12 protein-coding genes are annotated in these 14,093 nt (G+C 72.8%); 3 read left to right on the top strand and 9 right to left on the bottom strand.

Annotated features, from left to right (window positions below):
• Positions 1–76 precede the first annotated feature (76 nt).
• The 4 genes from OIE67_RS25885 to OIE67_RS25870 are packed head-to-tail and all read right to left on the bottom strand — an operon-like array spanning position 77 to position 4,670.
• Positions 77–955 carry an XdhC family protein gene (locus OIE67_RS25885; protein WP_326644642.1) on the bottom strand — a complete coding sequence of 293 codons (879 nt, stop codon included), beginning with the start codon at positions 953–955 and terminating at the stop codon, positions 77–79.
• A gap of 43 nt (positions 956–998) precedes the next feature.
• Positions 999–3,347 carry an aerobic carbon-monoxide dehydrogenase large subunit gene (locus OIE67_RS25880; protein ID WP_326644640.1) on the bottom strand — a complete coding sequence of 783 codons (2,349 nt, stop codon included), beginning with the start codon at positions 3,345–3,347 and terminating at the stop codon, positions 999–1,001.
• Positions 3,344–3,805: a (2Fe-2S)-binding protein gene (locus OIE67_RS25875; protein WP_106245005.1), complete on the bottom strand. Its 462-nt coding sequence runs from the start codon at positions 3,803–3,805 to the stop codon at positions 3,344–3,346. The genes OIE67_RS25880 and OIE67_RS25875 overlap by 4 nt, the downstream gene beginning before the upstream one ends.
• A 1-nt stretch (position 3,806) precedes the next feature.
• Positions 3,807–4,670, bottom strand: a complete 864-nt coding sequence (locus OIE67_RS25870) for an FAD binding domain-containing protein (RefSeq protein ID WP_326644637.1) — start codon at positions 4,668–4,670, stop codon at positions 3,807–3,809.
• Between the two features lie 85 nt (positions 4,671–4,755).
• On the opposite strand from OIE67_RS25870, the gene OIE67_RS25865 reads away from it, so the two are divergent.
• Positions 4,756–5,664: a LysR family transcriptional regulator gene (locus tag OIE67_RS25865; protein ID WP_326644635.1), complete on the top strand. Its 909-nt coding sequence runs from the start codon at positions 4,756–4,758 to the stop codon at positions 5,662–5,664.
• Between the two features lie 66 nt (positions 5,665–5,730).
• On the opposite strand, the gene eda is transcribed toward OIE67_RS25865, so the two are convergent.
• From eda to zwf, 4 genes are all read right to left on the bottom strand, one after another.
• Positions 5,731–6,342 (bottom strand): bifunctional 4-hydroxy-2-oxoglutarate aldolase/2-dehydro-3-deoxy-phosphogluconate aldolase, encoded by a 612-nt coding sequence (gene eda, locus OIE67_RS25860; RefSeq protein ID WP_106245000.1) that lies wholly within the window; start codon positions 6,340–6,342, stop codon positions 5,731–5,733.
• A gap of 121 nt (positions 6,343–6,463) precedes the next feature.
• Positions 6,464–7,429 (bottom strand): glucokinase, encoded by a 966-nt coding sequence (gene glk / locus OIE67_RS25855; RefSeq protein WP_326644632.1) that lies wholly within the window; start codon positions 7,427–7,429, stop codon positions 6,464–6,466.
• A 234-nt stretch (positions 7,430–7,663) separates the two neighbouring features.
• Positions 7,664–9,607, bottom strand: a complete 1,944-nt coding sequence (gene edd, locus OIE67_RS25850; RefSeq protein ID WP_326644630.1) for a phosphogluconate dehydratase — start codon at positions 9,605–9,607, stop codon at positions 7,664–7,666.
• A gap of 35 nt (positions 9,608–9,642) precedes the next feature.
• On the bottom strand, positions 9,643–11,166 hold the full coding sequence (gene zwf, locus OIE67_RS25845; RefSeq protein WP_326644628.1) for a glucose-6-phosphate dehydrogenase: 1,524 nt from the start codon (positions 11,164–11,166) through the stop codon (positions 9,643–9,645).
• 143 nt (positions 11,167–11,309) lie between these two features.
• On the opposite strand from zwf, the gene OIE67_RS25840 reads away from it, so the two are divergent.
• Positions 11,310–12,536, top strand: a complete 1,227-nt coding sequence (locus tag OIE67_RS25840; RefSeq protein ID WP_326644627.1) for an ROK family transcriptional regulator — start codon at positions 11,310–11,312, stop codon at positions 12,534–12,536.
• Between the two features lie 166 nt (positions 12,537–12,702).
• Here the strand turns inward: OIE67_RS25840 and OIE67_RS25835 are convergent, their stop codons facing one another.
• On the bottom strand, positions 12,703–13,404 hold the full coding sequence (locus OIE67_RS25835) for a DUF2470 domain-containing protein (RefSeq protein ID WP_106244992.1): 702 nt from the start codon (positions 13,402–13,404) through the stop codon (positions 12,703–12,705).
• A gap of 74 nt (positions 13,405–13,478) precedes the next feature.
• Here OIE67_RS25835 and rpsD point away from each other — a divergent pair, with 74 nt between their 5' ends.
• Complete coding sequence (gene rpsD, locus OIE67_RS25830; RefSeq protein WP_326645467.1) at positions 13,479–14,093, top strand: 30S ribosomal protein S4; 615 nt, start codon at positions 13,479–13,481, stop codon at positions 14,091–14,093.

Here is a 14,093-nt window from a genome sequence, read left to right as displayed (position 1 = left end):
GAGCGGCAGGGAGCTTCCCGGGGCTGCGTTGTACCTTGCATGACGTACCCGGACCGTCACGCGCTGATACCACCGCTCAGCGAAGTGCGATGACCTCCGCGTACACGGAGACCGCCACCTCGCCGGGCGTTCTGGCCCCGATGTCCAGACCCGCCGGAACGTGCACCCGCTCTCCTCCCTCCACCCGCGCCAGCACCGCCGCGCCGCGCTTGCGGCTGGCGATCAGCCCGATGTACGGCACGCCCCGCTCCAGCGCCTCGCGCAGTACGGGCTCCTCGCCGACGCCGTGCGAGGCGACCAGCACGGCGGCGGTGTCCGCGGCGATGGGCATGGCGGCGGTGTCCGCGGCGACAGGCGGGGCGGCGGTGCCGGTGGCGGTCGGGCCCGCGGCGGACTCGACGGTGTAGCCGAGCGCCGCGCCGACCGTGACCAGAGCGCGTGCGATGGGCCCGTCGCCGTGCACCCGCACCAGTACGGGCGGCAGCACGGCCTCCAGGAAGATCTCCAGCGTGCCGCCGGACAGGCACGGCTGGCCCACCGCGACCAGGCCCTCCTCCTCGTGCGGCGCCTCGGCCTCCGGCGTGATCCGCAGCAGTGTGGAGTCGCCGGTGCGCAGCAGCCGCAGGCCCTGGGCGCGGACGGTGTCGGTGGCGCAGATCCCGCCGACGAACCCCTCGATGGTCCCGTCGGACAGCACCAGCGCGCGGTCTCCCGCCTTCGCGCTGGTGGGCCGCCGCGCCCGCACGACCGTGGCCAGCACGTACGGCACCCGCGACGACCGCAACGAGGCCACCCTGGCCTCCAGATCCCGGGACCGGACGGCCTCGGGCCCAGGGAAGCGAGTGGCATCCGGGCCCGGAGGATGTGCGGCGTCCAGGCCCGGGGGATGTGCGGCGTGCGGGACCGGCGCCCGCCCGGATGGGCGGGGCGCCGGCATGCCCAGGAACTCGGTCACGAACTCTCCTCCGCCGCGCCGCCGCGTGCGCGGCCCCGCCCGCTCACGGGATCGCCAGGTCCGTACGGAAGGGATCGCCGTTGACGACCCGCCACACGTTCGCCGGAGTGAGCGGCATGTCCGCGTGCCGCACCCCGTACGGCCCGAGCGCGTCCACCACGGCGTTGACCACGGCCGCCGGCGACCCGACCGTGGCCGACTCCCCGACGCCCTTGGCCCCGATCGGATGCGTCGGCGAGGGCGTCACGGTCGCGCCCAGCTCCCACGACGGGCACTCCATCGCGGTCGGCAGCAGGTAGTCCATGAACGAGGCGCCCAGGTGGTTGCCGTCCTCGTCGAACGCCATCACCTGCATGAGCGCCATGCCCACGCCGTCGGCCAGCCCGCCGTGGATCTGCCCCTCGACGATCATCGGGTTGATCCGCACCCCGCAGTCGTCCACCGCGACGAACCTGCGCACCTTCACCTGCCCGGTGCCGGGGTCGACGTCCACGACGCAGATGTAGGCCCCGAACGGGTAGGTCAGGTTGGGCGGGTTGTAGACGGTGACGGCGTCCAGGTGGCCCTCGACGCCGTCGGGCAGCTCCAGGTTGGAGTGCGCGGCCAGCGCGATCTCGGCCATCGACCGGCCGGCGGACGGGTCGCCCACCACCGACCACTTCCCGTCGGCCCACTCCAGGTCGTCGGGCGACGCCTCCAGCATGGCCGCCGCGACGATCTTGGCGCGGTCGCGCACCTTCCGCGACACCAGGGCCGCGGCGGCGCCGGAGACGGGGGTGGAGCGCGAGCCGTAGGTGCCGAGGCCGAACGGTGTCTGGTCGGTGTCGCCGTGCACGACCTCCACGTCGTCGGCCGGGATGCCCAGCTCCTGCCCGACGATCTGGGCGAATGTGGTCTCGTGCCCCTGGCCCTGCGACTGGCACGACACCCGCAGCACCGCCTTGCCCGTCGGGTGCACGCGCAGCTCGGCGCCGTCGGCCATGCCGAGGCCGAGGATGTCCATGTGCTTGCGCGGGCCCGCCCCGACGGCCTCGGTGAAGAAGCTGACGCCGATGCCCATCAGCTCGCCCCTGGCCCGCTTGTCGGCCTGCTCGGCGCGGAGCTTGTCGTAGCCCGCCATGTCCATGGCCAGGCGCAGCGCCTTGGGGTAGTCGCCGGAGTCGTACTCCCAGCCGGTGGGCGAGGTGTAGGGGAACTGCTCCGGCTTGAGCAGGTTGCGCATGCGCAGCTCGGCCGGGTCCAGGCCGAGCTCGGCCGCCAGCACGTCCACCATGCGCTCGACCAGGTAGACGGCCTCGGTGACACGGAAGGAGCAGGCGTAGGCGACGCCGCCGGGGGCCTTGTTGGTGTAGACGCCGGTGACCTCGCAGTGGGCGGCCTCGATGTCGTACGAGCCGGAGAAGACGTGGAAGAAGCCGGCCGGGAACTTGGTCGGCTGCGCGGTGCCGTTGAACGCGCCGTGGTCGGCCAGCACCTTCACCCTGATCGCCTGGATGCGGCCGTCGCGCGTCGCGGCGACCTCGCCGCGCATGTGGTAGTCGCGGGCGAAGGCGGTGCTCATGAGGTTCTCCGAGCGGTCCTCCATCCACTTGACCGGCTTGCCGGTGACGATCGAGCCGACGATCGCGCAGACATATCCTGGATAAATCCCGACCTTTCCGCCGAAGCCGCCGCCGATGTCCGGCGAGATCACCCGGATCTTGTGCTCGGGCAGCCCGGCCACCATCGCGTACAGCGTGCGGTGCGCGTGCGGCGCCTGCGTCGGGCACCAGACCGTGAGCTTGCCGGTGACCTTGTCGAAGTCGGCCAGCGCGCCGCACGTCTCCAGCGGCGCCGGATGCACGCGCGGATAGACCATGTCCTGCGCGACCGTCACCTCCGCCTGCTCGAAGAGCGCGTCGGTCCGCGCCCTGTCGCCGGCCTCCCAGTCGAAGATGTGGTTGCCGGTACGCCCTTCGAGATCGTCCCTGATCACCGGGGCGCCGGGGTCGAGGGCGTTCCTGGCGTCGATGACCGCGTCGAGGGGCTCGTACTCGACGTCGATCAGCTCCAGCGCGTCGCGGGCCGAGTAGGCGTCCTCCGCCACCACGAACGCGACCTCCTGCCCCTGGAAGCGCACCTTGTCCGTGGCCAGCACGGCCTGCGTGTCCTGCGACAGCGTGGGCATCCAGGCCAGGTTCAGCCCCGCCAGGGTCTGGCCGGTGATGACGGCCCTGACCTTCGGATGCGCCTCGGCCGCGCTCGTGTCGACCGAGACGATGCGGGCGTGGGCGTGCGGGCTGCGCAGGATCGCGCCGTACAGCATGCCGGGCAGCCGCACGTCGTCGGTGTAGTTGCCGCGCCCCCTGATGAAGCGCGCGTCCTCCTTGCGGTGCATGGGTCCGTAGCTCATCTGCCCGCCTCCGCCGCCCATCGGATCGACCGCACGATGTTCTCGTAGCCCGTGCACCGGCACAGCTGACCCGAGATCGCCTCGCGGATCTGCCCCTCGTCCGGGTCCGGGTTCCGGTCCAGCAGCCAGCGCGCGGTCAGCAGCATGCCCGGCGTGCAGAACCCGCACTGCAGCCCGTGGCACTCCACGAACCCCTTCTGCACCGCGTCCAGCTCGCCGTCCCGCTCCAGGCCCTCGACCGTGGTCACCTCGTGCCCGTCGGCCATGACGGCCAGCACCGTGCACGACTTGACCGGCACGCCGTCGAGCTGGACGGTGCAGACGCCGCAGTTGGAGGTGTCGCAGCCCCAGTGGGTGCCGGTCAGGTCCAGCTCGTCGCGCAGGAAGTGCACGAGCAGCAGCCTCGGCTCGACGTCCCTGGTGTACGGCTGCCCGTTCACCGTGACCGTGATCCGCATGTCAGATCCTCCCCGCTGCGGTGGCCAGCGCGCGCCGGGTCAGCTCGGCGGCCAGATGACGCTTGTAGTCGGCGGGCCCGCGCTGGTCGGCGCTGGGCGCGCAGTGCTCGGCGGCGATCCGCCCTGCCTCGGCGAACGCCTCCGCGCCCGGGGGCCGCCCGGTGAGGTGCTCCTCGGCCTCGGGGGCGCAGAAGTGCGCGGCGCCGACCGCCGTCAGCCCGATGCCGGCCTGCGCGATCACGCCGTTCTCGACCCTGAGCACCGCGCCCGCCGCCGCGACCGGCCAGTCGCCGACGCGCCGCTCGACCTTCTCGTACGCGCTGCCGGTGCGCGGCGCGATGGGCACGCGCAGCTGGATCAGCAGCTCGCCCGGCCCGACCGCGGTCTCGTAAGGACCCTCGTGGAATAGCCTGACCGGCACCGTACGCGTTCCGCCCGGTCCTTGAATGACGGCGGTCGCCCGTAATGCCGCGAACACCGCCGACAAATCCTCGGAAGGATCTCCTTGGCACAGGGAGCCGCCAACGGTCCCCCGATTTCGCACAATCGGGTCGGCAATAACACGCTCCGCATCACGAAATATCGGGAAAAGGTCGGTGGCGGTGGTGCTCTCCAGCAACTCCGCGTGCCGCACCAGTGCCCCGATCGCCAGCTCACCGCCCTCGACGGCGATCCGCCCCAGCTCAGCGGCCAGGCCGTTGATGTCGATCAGCGCTTCCGGCTGGGCCAGGCGGAGCTTCATCATCGGGATGAGACTGTGCCCGCCCGCCACGACCCTCGCCTCGGGGCCGTAGCGTTCCAGGAGTTCGAGGGCGTGCGTGACGCTGTCGGCCCTCTCGTATTCGAATGTCGCGGGAACCTGCATGACTGCACATTGCTGTTACCGATTTATCCCGACAATCGGTAAATAAGGCTTTCCTTAATGAGGGGCGGCGAACTATGAAGGGTGGGTGACCCTCAGCCAGCTCGGCGCGTTCGTCTTCGTCGCCCGACTCGGATCCGTCAAGGCCGCGGCACGGGCGCTCGGCGTCAGCGAGCCCGCCGTCTCCCAGTCGCTGGCCCAGCTCCGCAGGCACCTCGGGGACCCGCTGGTGACCCGCTCGGGCGACCGGATGGTGCTCACCGAGGGCGGCAGCCGGCTGCTCGGCATCGCCGCGCAGATCGTCGCGCTCGGAGCCGAGGCGGTCGCCGCCGTCCAGCCGGGCCGTCCCGCCCGCCTGCACGTGGTGATGGACGCGGGAATGGCCGAGTACGTGGCGGGCCCGCTGCTCTGCCTGTTCACCCAGCGCAAGCAGGTGGACGCCACCACCGGCGTGGCCGCCACCGCCGAGATCCCGCTGCTGCTGTCCAGCCGCCTGGCCGACGTCGCGCTCGGGGCCCAGCTCGCCGGAGCCGGCCTGGTGAGCCGGCCGGTCCTGCGCTGCCGCCTCATCGTGGTCGGCTCGCCGCACGGGCGCAGGGACCACTGGCTGGTCGGCCCCTCAGGCACCGACCCGGCCAGCGACACCAGCCGCCTGCTGCGCCTGTTACGGGTCAAGGAGGCGCAGGTACGGGTCTTCGCCAATCAGACGGCGGCCTGGAAGGCGGCGGCCGAGGGCGCCGGCGTCGCGCCCGCCACCGCCCACCTGGTGGCCTCCCAGCTGCGCAGGGGCGAACTCGTCCCCATCGAGACCGCGGCGACCCCGCTGGCCGCCTACTGGTACGCCACCACCCTCGAACCGGCGGCGCGCTCGGCGGCGGCGGGCACGTTCATGGACTTCCTCACCACGCCCGCGGCCACCCAGGTGATGCGCACCCCGGACGACGGCGTCCCCCGCAGCCGCTTCCGGCCCACGGTTCACGTGTCGATCTGGAGCTGACGCCCGGCGCCGGCCCCTCTGGCACCGGCCCCGTCGCACGCCCGGCGCAGGGGGCGTACGCGCGCGTCAGCGGAGTGCGGCGGCCTCCGCGGCCAGCTTCTCCACCCGCGCCCAGTCGCCCGAGGCGAGCGCGTCCGCCGGGGTCAGCCACGTCCCGCCGACGCAGCCCACGTTCGGCAGCGCCAGGTAGTCGGGGGCGGTCTCCACGCGGATGCCGCCGGTCGGGCAGAAGCGCACGTCGGGCAGCGGCCCGCCGAGCGACTTCAGGTACGTGACGCCGCCCGCGGCCTCGGCCGGGAAGAACTTCAGCTCCTTGATGCCACGCTCGGCCAGCGCCATCGCCTCGGACACGGTGACCGCCCCCGGCAGGAACGGCACCCCGCTGGCCTCCAGCGCCTCGACCAGAGACGGGGTCGTCCCCGGAGACACGAGGAACCTGGCCCCGGCCGCCACGGACGCGGAGATGTCGTCGGCGGTCCTGACCGTCCCGGCGCCCACGGTCGCCTCGGGGACCTCGGCGGCGATCCTGGCGATGGCCTCGCGCGCGGCCGGCGTGCGCAGGGTCACCTCGATGGCCGGCAGCCCGCCGGCCACCAGCGCCCGGGCCAGCGGCACCGCGGTCTCCACGTCATCGATCACCACGACGGGGATCACCGGGGCGAGATCGAGCAGGCTCATGGATGCTTCTCTCCTCATCGGCCACCACCACGGGGGCCGCTGCTAGTTCAAGTCGTGCGGTCCGGGACGGCCAAGGTCCGGCCGTCCCGCGTAGGTCGTTCCTTGCGAGCAGGTGGTCCGGTCAGCTCACGAGCTCCTTGCGGGCCCGCCGGCTCAGCCAGGCGGCCGCGCCCGTCAGCGCCGGTTGCGGCGCGACGATCAGCGCGGTGCCGATGCCCGCCAGGTAGGCGGCCATGTCGGGGTTGGCCTCGAACCGGGCACGGAAGCCGCTGGCCCGCACGCGTTCCACGATACGGGGCAGCACCCCGCCGCCCAGATAGACCCCGCCCCTGGCCCCGAGGGTCAGCGCCACGTTGCCGGCGAAGCCGCCCAGCAGCCCGCAGAACACCTCGACGGTCTCCGCGCACAACGAGTCGTCCACCCTGGCCACGATGTCGGAGGCGGTCAGATCGGGTGCGGCGACGCCGTTCACCGACGCCAGCGCCCGGTGCAGCCGGACGAGCCCCGGTCCGGACAGCAGGTGCTCGGCCACCACGTGCGGCAGGCCCTGCGCGCGCAGCGCCCGCACCACCTCGAACTCCTTCGGCTCCACCACCGGCACCGTGACGTGCCCGCCCTCGCCGGGGATCGGCGTCCAGCCGTCGTCGACCGGCACCAGGCCGCCGACGCCGAGCCCGGTCCCCGGCCCGAGCACCGCCTTGACACCGTGGCCGGGCGCGGGCCCGCCCAGGGAGACCAGGTCGGCGCCCTCCAGGTGGGGGAGCGAGAGGGCCAGGGCCTCGAAGTCGTTCAGCAGCCGGGCGTAGGGGATGCCGAGATCGCGTACGGAGCCGGCCCAGGAGGAGTTCGTGAGCCGGTAGCCGTCGCCGTCGATCGGCCCGGCCAGGGCCAGGCAGGCCGCCCCTGGTCGCACCCCGCCCGCGTGCGTCGCGAGGTAGGCGGTGACGGCGTCCGGGAGGGTCGGATAATCGGCCCCCGGCAGCACCGCGACGTTCGACGGGGGCGCTCCGAGCGAGGTGACCAGGCCGAACCGGGCGTTGGTCCCCCCGATGTCGGCCACCAGCCAGGGAAGGTCAAAGGCACTCACGCATACCTCCGGCGTCCGGGGCGGCGTCAAGATCGCTCGCCGTACTCCGAAGGATCCCACGACCGCCCGCGCCACCCCAGAGGGGACGGCGAGTACGTACGGGCTCTGTCAGGTCGGTAACCCCCCGAACGGACACAGCTCCCCGAACGGACACAGCTCCCCGAGCGGAGACAAGCCCCCGAGCGGACACAGCCCGCCGGGCCGGCGCGACCCGCCGGACAGACGTGGGACCGGTCACCGGGCCAGTCCGGCCGGCCGGGCGCCGAGCGGCGCGCCCGTCTCCAGGTGCGAGGAGCCGGCCTCGGCCGGGAAGCCCAGGCCGGGCCCGTGGTGCGGCGACTCGGCGCCGCTCACCCCGAAGATGCCCGCGCCCTGCTCGGCGTGCCCCGCCATCCGGCGGAAGGCGGCGAACAGCTCGCGCCCGGTGCCGACCCACTGCGCGTCGCTCAGCGGCCGGCCCTCGGGCGCGCGCCGGGCCAGTTCCTCGGCCGGCACCAGCAGCTCCAGCGTCCCCGCCGCGGAGTCGAGCCTGATCACGTCGCCCTCGCGCACCAGCGCGATCGGCCCGCCGTCGGCGGCCTCGGGCGACAGGTGGATGGCGGCCGGCACCTTGCCGGACGCGCCCGACATGCGGCCGTCGGTGACGATCGCCACCCGCTGCCCCCTGTCGAGCAGCACGGCCAGCGGCGAGGTGAGCTTGTGCAGCTCGGGCATGCCGTTCGCGCTCGGGCCCTGGTAGCGGATGACGGCCACGAAGTCCTGCCCGTCCAGCTCGCCCGCCTCGAACGCCTTCAGCAGGTCGAGCTGGTCGTGGAAGACCTTGGCCGGCGCCTCGATGACCAGGTGCTCCGGCTTGACCGCCGACACCTTGCTGACCGCGCGGCCCAGGTTGCCCTCGACCATGTGGATGCCGCCGTCGGCCGAGAACGGCTTGGCGACCGGCCGCAGCACGTCCAGGTCGGAGCTGCCGCCGGTGACCGGCGACCAGACCAGCTCGCCGTCCACCAGCTCCGGCGCCTCGCGGTAGCGGTCGAGGCCGGGGCCCGCGACCGTCAGCACGTCGGCGTGCAGCAGGCCCTCGTCGAGCAGGTCGCCGATGAGCACCTGCATGCCGCCGGCGTCGCGGAAGTGGTTCACGTCCGCCTGGCCGTTGGGGTAGATCTTGGTGAGGGACGGCACCACCCGCGACAGCTGGGCCAGGTCGTCCCAGGTCAGCACGATGCCCGCGGCGGCGGCCATGGCCACCAGGTGCAGCGTGTGGTTCGTGGAGCCGCCGGTGGCCAGCAGCGCGACGCAGGCGTTCACGATGGACTTCTCGTCCACCAGCTCGCCGATCGGCGTGTAGTCGGCGCCGTGCGCGGTGATCTCCACCGCCCTGCGCCCGGCGGCCTCGGTGAGGGCGTGGCGCAGCTCGGTGTGCGGGTTGACGAACGTCGAGCCGGGCAGGTGCAGGCCCATGACCTCCATCAGCGCCTGGTTGGAGTTCGCGGTGCCGTAGAAGGTGCAGGTGCCGGGGGAGTGGTACGACTTCGCCTCGGCGTCCAGCAGCTCGACCCTGCCGACCTTGCCCTCGGCGAAGAGCTGGCGGGTGCGCGCCTTGACCTTGTTCGGCAGACCCGACGTCATCGGCCCGGCGGGCACGAAGATCGCGGGCAGGTGCCCGAAGTGCAGCGCCCCGATGAACAGGCCCGGCACGATCTTGTCGCACACGCCCAGCAGCAGCGTGGAGTCGAACATGTCGTGCGACAGCGCGATCGCGGTGGCCATGGCGATCACGTCGCGGCTGTAGAGCGACAGCTCCATGCCCGCCCGGCCCTGGGTGATGCCGTCGCACATCGCCGGCACGCCGCCCGCCACCTGGGCCACGCCGCCGGCCTTGCGCACGGCCGCCTTCAGCTCCGGCGGGTACGTCTCGTACGGCTGGTGCGCGGACAGCATGTCGTTGTAGCTGGTCACGATGGCCACGCCCGGCTTGGCCGCGGCGCGCAGGGCCGGCTTGTCCTCGCCCGTGGCGCCCGCGAAGCCGTGCGCCAGGTTCGCGCAGCCGAGGTGCGCCCGCGCCGGGCCGTTCGCCCTGGCCTGCTCGCCGTCCCGGCGGATCCGGTCGAGGTAGGCGGCCCGGCTGACGGCGCTGCGCTCGGCGATGCGGTCGGTGATCTCCTGGATGAGGGTGTTCACGGGGTTTCCTCCGCCGGATCGGTTGGTTCGCTCGTTCACGCTTCCTCCTCGTGCCAGGCGCGACCGCTGCGGCCGAGCAGCTCATGCGCTCCTGCGGGGCCGGTGGTGCCGGCGGGGTACGGCTCGGGCAGGCCGGCGGCGGCCTTCCAGGCGTCCTGGATCGGATCGATCCAGCGCCAGGCCGCCTCGACCTCGTCGCGGCGCATGAACAGGGTCGGGTTCCCGGCCAGCACGTCGGTCAGCAGCCGCTCGTACGCCTCCGGCACCCGCGCCGTGAACGTCTCGCCGAAGCTCAGCGACATCGGCACCGGCTGCAGCGCCACCTCGCCCGCGCCCGGCTCCTTGGCCATGATGTGCAGCTCGATGCCCTCTTCCGGCTGCAGCCGCAGGACCAGCCGGTTCGGCGTGCCGCCGGGGAAGATGGCGTGCGGCACGTCCTTGAACTGCACCACGATCTCCGAGCGCCGGTAGGGCATCCGCTTGCCGGTGCGCAGGTAGAACGGCACCCCGGCCCAGCGCCAGTTCCTGATCTCGGCCCTGATCGCGGTGAACGTCTCCACCCGGCTGGACATCTCGGTCGTCGGCGTGGAGCCGGGCTCGTCGAGGTAGCCGGGCAGATCACCGGCCCCGGTGTACTGGCCGCGCACGGTGAAGCGCTCCACCTCGCCGCCCGCGATCGGCCGCAGCGCCTGGAGCACCTTGACCTTCTCGTCGCGGATGGCCTCGCGGTCGTTGCGGGCCGGCGGCTCCATCGCGGTCAGGGTGAGCAGCTGGAGCAGGTGGTTCTGCACCATGTCGCGCAGCGCGCCCGCGTGGTCGTAGTAGCCGCGGCGGCCGGGCGTGCCGACGGTCTCGGCGGCGGTGATCTGGACGTGGTCGATCCACAGGGAGTTCCAGATCGGCTCCAGGAAGGCGTTGGCGAAGCGCAGCACCAGCAGGTTCTGCACCGTCTCCTTGCCCAGGTAGTGGTCGATCCGGAAGATCTGGCGCTCGTCGAAGATGGCGCCGACCTCGTCGTTGATGCGCTGCGCGCTGGCCAGGTCGTTGCCCAGCGGCTTCTCCAGCACCACGCGCGAGCGGGGCGTCACCAGGCCGGCCTCGTGCGCCTCGCGGCAGAAGGGGCCGAACGTCCTGGGCGGGCTGGCCAGGTAGAAGATCCGGTCCCGGTCCTCGTGCCCGGCCAGCAGCGCGGCCAGCGCGCTCCAGCCGGAACCCGCCTCGGTGCCGGCGCCGTGGCCGACGTCCACCGACACGTGGTGCAGCCGGCCGAGGAAACGCTGCCACACGCCGGGGTCGTCGACCGGGACGCTGTCGCGTACCTCGGCGTCCACCTTGCCGCGGAAGTCGGCGTCGGTCAGCCCGCCCCTGGACAGGGCGATGACGCGGGTCTCCGGGGCGAGCCTGCCGTCCCTGTCGCTGTGGTAGAGCGCCGGCAGCAGTTTGCGCATGGACAGGTCGCCCGTGCCGCCGAAGACGACGAGGTCGGCGGCGTGGGTGCCGGGGTGAGTGACGGGGTGGGTGCCGGGGTGGACGGGGACGTTCGGTGGTGCGGTCGACACGGTTCCGGGCTCCGGGGGATCTACCAAGCAGGGACAGAACGGACACTAACGAGAGTTTGGGTCGTGCACAAGCGGAGTTTTGGTATTTGAGATGAAAAAGTCGTCACTTTTCATTACACAACCCCGTGTGGTTCACTTAGCCGATGCCTCGACGTACCGCAGCCGCGCTCGCCACGAGTGGCGAGGTGCTCCGCCTCATCCGCGCCGGTGAGGCCGTGACGCGCGCCGACCTGGGCCGGGTCACCGGCCTGTCGCGCCCCGCGGTGCAGTTGCGCGTCGGTGAACTGCTCGAACGCGGGCTCGTCGTGGAGCGGACCGACGCGCCGTCCACGGGCGGGCGCCCGCCGGTCCGGCTGGAGTTCAACGCCTCGGGCGGCGTGGTGCTCGTGGCGGCGCTCGGCGCCAGCCGCACCAGGGTGGCCGTGTGCGACCTGGCCGGCCGTGAGCTGGCCGGGCGCGAGTTCGCGATGGACGTCGAGCAGGGGCCGGACACCGTGCTGCCGCTGCTCATGGACACCTGGGACGACCTGCTCGGCGACCGGCCGCGGGCCATGATCAGAGGCGTCGGGATGGGCGTGCCGGCCACGGTCGAGTTCGCCCAGGGCCGTACGGAGAGCGCCCGCGTCATGGCCTCGTGGACCGGCGTGGTCATCCCGCCGATCATCCGCGAGCGCTTCCCCGTGCCCGTCCTGGTGGACAACGACGTCAACGTGCTGGCCATCGGCGAGCACCGGGGCACCTACCCCGAGCTCGACGACCTGATGTTCGTGAAGATCTCGACCCGCATCGGCGCGGGCGTGATCGCCGGAGGCGGCATCCTGCGCGGCGCGATGGGCGCGGCCGGCGAGATCGGGCACATCCCGGTGATCGACGGCGGCGGCGTGCTGTGCCGCTGCGGCAACATGGACTGCGTCGACTCCGTCGCCAGCGGCACCGCGCTGCTGCGCGAGCTGCGCGGCCGGGGCAAGGACGTGCGGACCATCGCCGACGTGACGACTCTGGTGCGCGCGGGCGACGCCGAGACGATGGCCACGGTCCGCGAGGCCGGGCGGCGCATCGGGGAGGTGCTGGCCGGGGCGGTCAACATCCTCAACCCGTCGGTGGTGGTGCTGGGCGGCGACGTGGCGGAGGCGTTCGGGCCGCTGGTGTCGAGTATCCGCGAGGTCGTCTACCGCCGCTCCACCGCGCTGGCCACCCGCCGGCTGCGGATCGAGCCGAGCCGGCTCGGGGCGGGGGCGGGCATCAGCGGCTGCGCGGTCATGGTACTGGACCACGTGCTGTCACCGGAGGCCGTGGACGAGACCATGACCCTCACGACCCTGCGCCGCCCCCCGGCGCTGCCGACCCCGGTCGAGGCCGGCCAGTCCTGACCCCGGCCCGCGTCCGGCCCGCGTCCAGGCCACGCACGGACCGGAACGCGCACGGGCCAGAACGCGCACGGGCCAGAACGCGCACGGGCCAGAACGCGCACGGGCCAGAACGCGCACGGGCCAGAACGCGCGGGTCGGCACCCGCACAGGTGAGTGCGCGCGCGGGTCAGCAGGTGCAGAGCAGGCCGCGTAGCGCCGTCTCCAGGCACAGGTCGGAGCGGGCCGGCACCGGCCAGGGGAAGCGGACGAGCGTCTCGTCCACCCGCACCGTCGCCCCGAACCGGTCCAGCTCCCACAGCCACACCTCCGCCGCCGGCTCCCCCAGTTGCCTGGTCACCCCGGCGGTGAGCTGCGTCCGGTGGGCGGAGTTGACGTGCGCGAGCACCCGCTCGGCCGTCTCCGACAGCGGGTCGGGCGCCGCCCCGAGGTAGTCGTCGGCGTCCAGCAGCCCGGACTCCTGCCCGGTCAGGTACACGACCTGCCCCACGTCCAGCCGCAGCAACCGCGGCGCGTCCGGCCGCCCGAACCGCTCCAGCGCCTCGAACAGGCTCTCGTCGGCGCTGTGCGCGGCCACCGCCACGGCCGCGGCGCGGGCCTCGGCCTCCGGTACGGCCTCCGCCCAGCCCTGCACCTCCAGCAGCCCGCGCGGATGCGTCACCGGGCCGAGCTGCCGCATCGAGGTCAGGTTGACCGCCACGACGGCGTCCGCGCGCAGGCCGTGCAACGCCTCGCCGGGCCGTACCAGCAGCACGGGACGGCCGCGCTCGTCCACCCCGCCGCGGGCGGGGGAGGGGGCGCCGTCAACGGTGAGCTTGGCGACGTCGGCGGTCGCGGCGAGGGTGCGGACCCGCTCGGGGATCGGCAGCATGACGCCTCCTTGGAGAGCAATGGTGTAGGTTAGGCTTGCCTAAGTAAGGATTACCTAATCACATCGAGGTGAACGTGCGCTACACCGGCCCGAAGGTGCGACTGTCGCGTCGCGCGGGCGTCCCGCTGACCAGGAAAGCCGTCCGCTACTTCGAGACGCGCCCGTACCCGCCGGGCGAGCACGGGCGCAAGACCAACCGCCGCAACACCGGCGACTACGGGCTGCGGCTGCTGGAGAAGCAGAAGCTGCGCTGGTACTACGACGTGTCGGAGCGCCAGCTGCGCCGCTACTGGGACCTCGCCGTACGCAAGCCGGGCGCCTCGGGCGCCGAGCTCGTCACCCTGCTGGAGACCCGCCTGGCCTCCCTCGTGCTGCGCTCGGGGCTGGCTCCGTCGATCTACGCCGCCCGCCAGTACATCGCTCACGGTCACATCGCCGTGGACGGCCGCAAGGTCGACATCCCCAGCTATCTGGTCAAGCCCGGACAGGTCGTCTCCGTACGGACGCGCTCGCGCCAGATGCAGCCCTTCGTGGCGGCGGCCGAGGGCGTGCACGCCGACGAGCGCACGGCCGCGTACCTGTCGGTGGAGCTGAAAGAACTGCGCTTCACGCTGGTGAGCCGGCCCGAGCGCGAGCAGATCGTGGTCCCCGTGGACGAGCAGCTCGTGGTGGAGTTCTATTCTCGTTAG

This window comes from Nonomuraea fuscirosea, assembly GCF_035917475.1.
GTDB lineage: Bacteria > Actinomycetota > Actinomycetes > Streptosporangiales > Streptosporangiaceae > Nonomuraea > Nonomuraea fuscirosea.
This window is presented reverse-complemented; position numbering and strand designations above follow the sequence as displayed.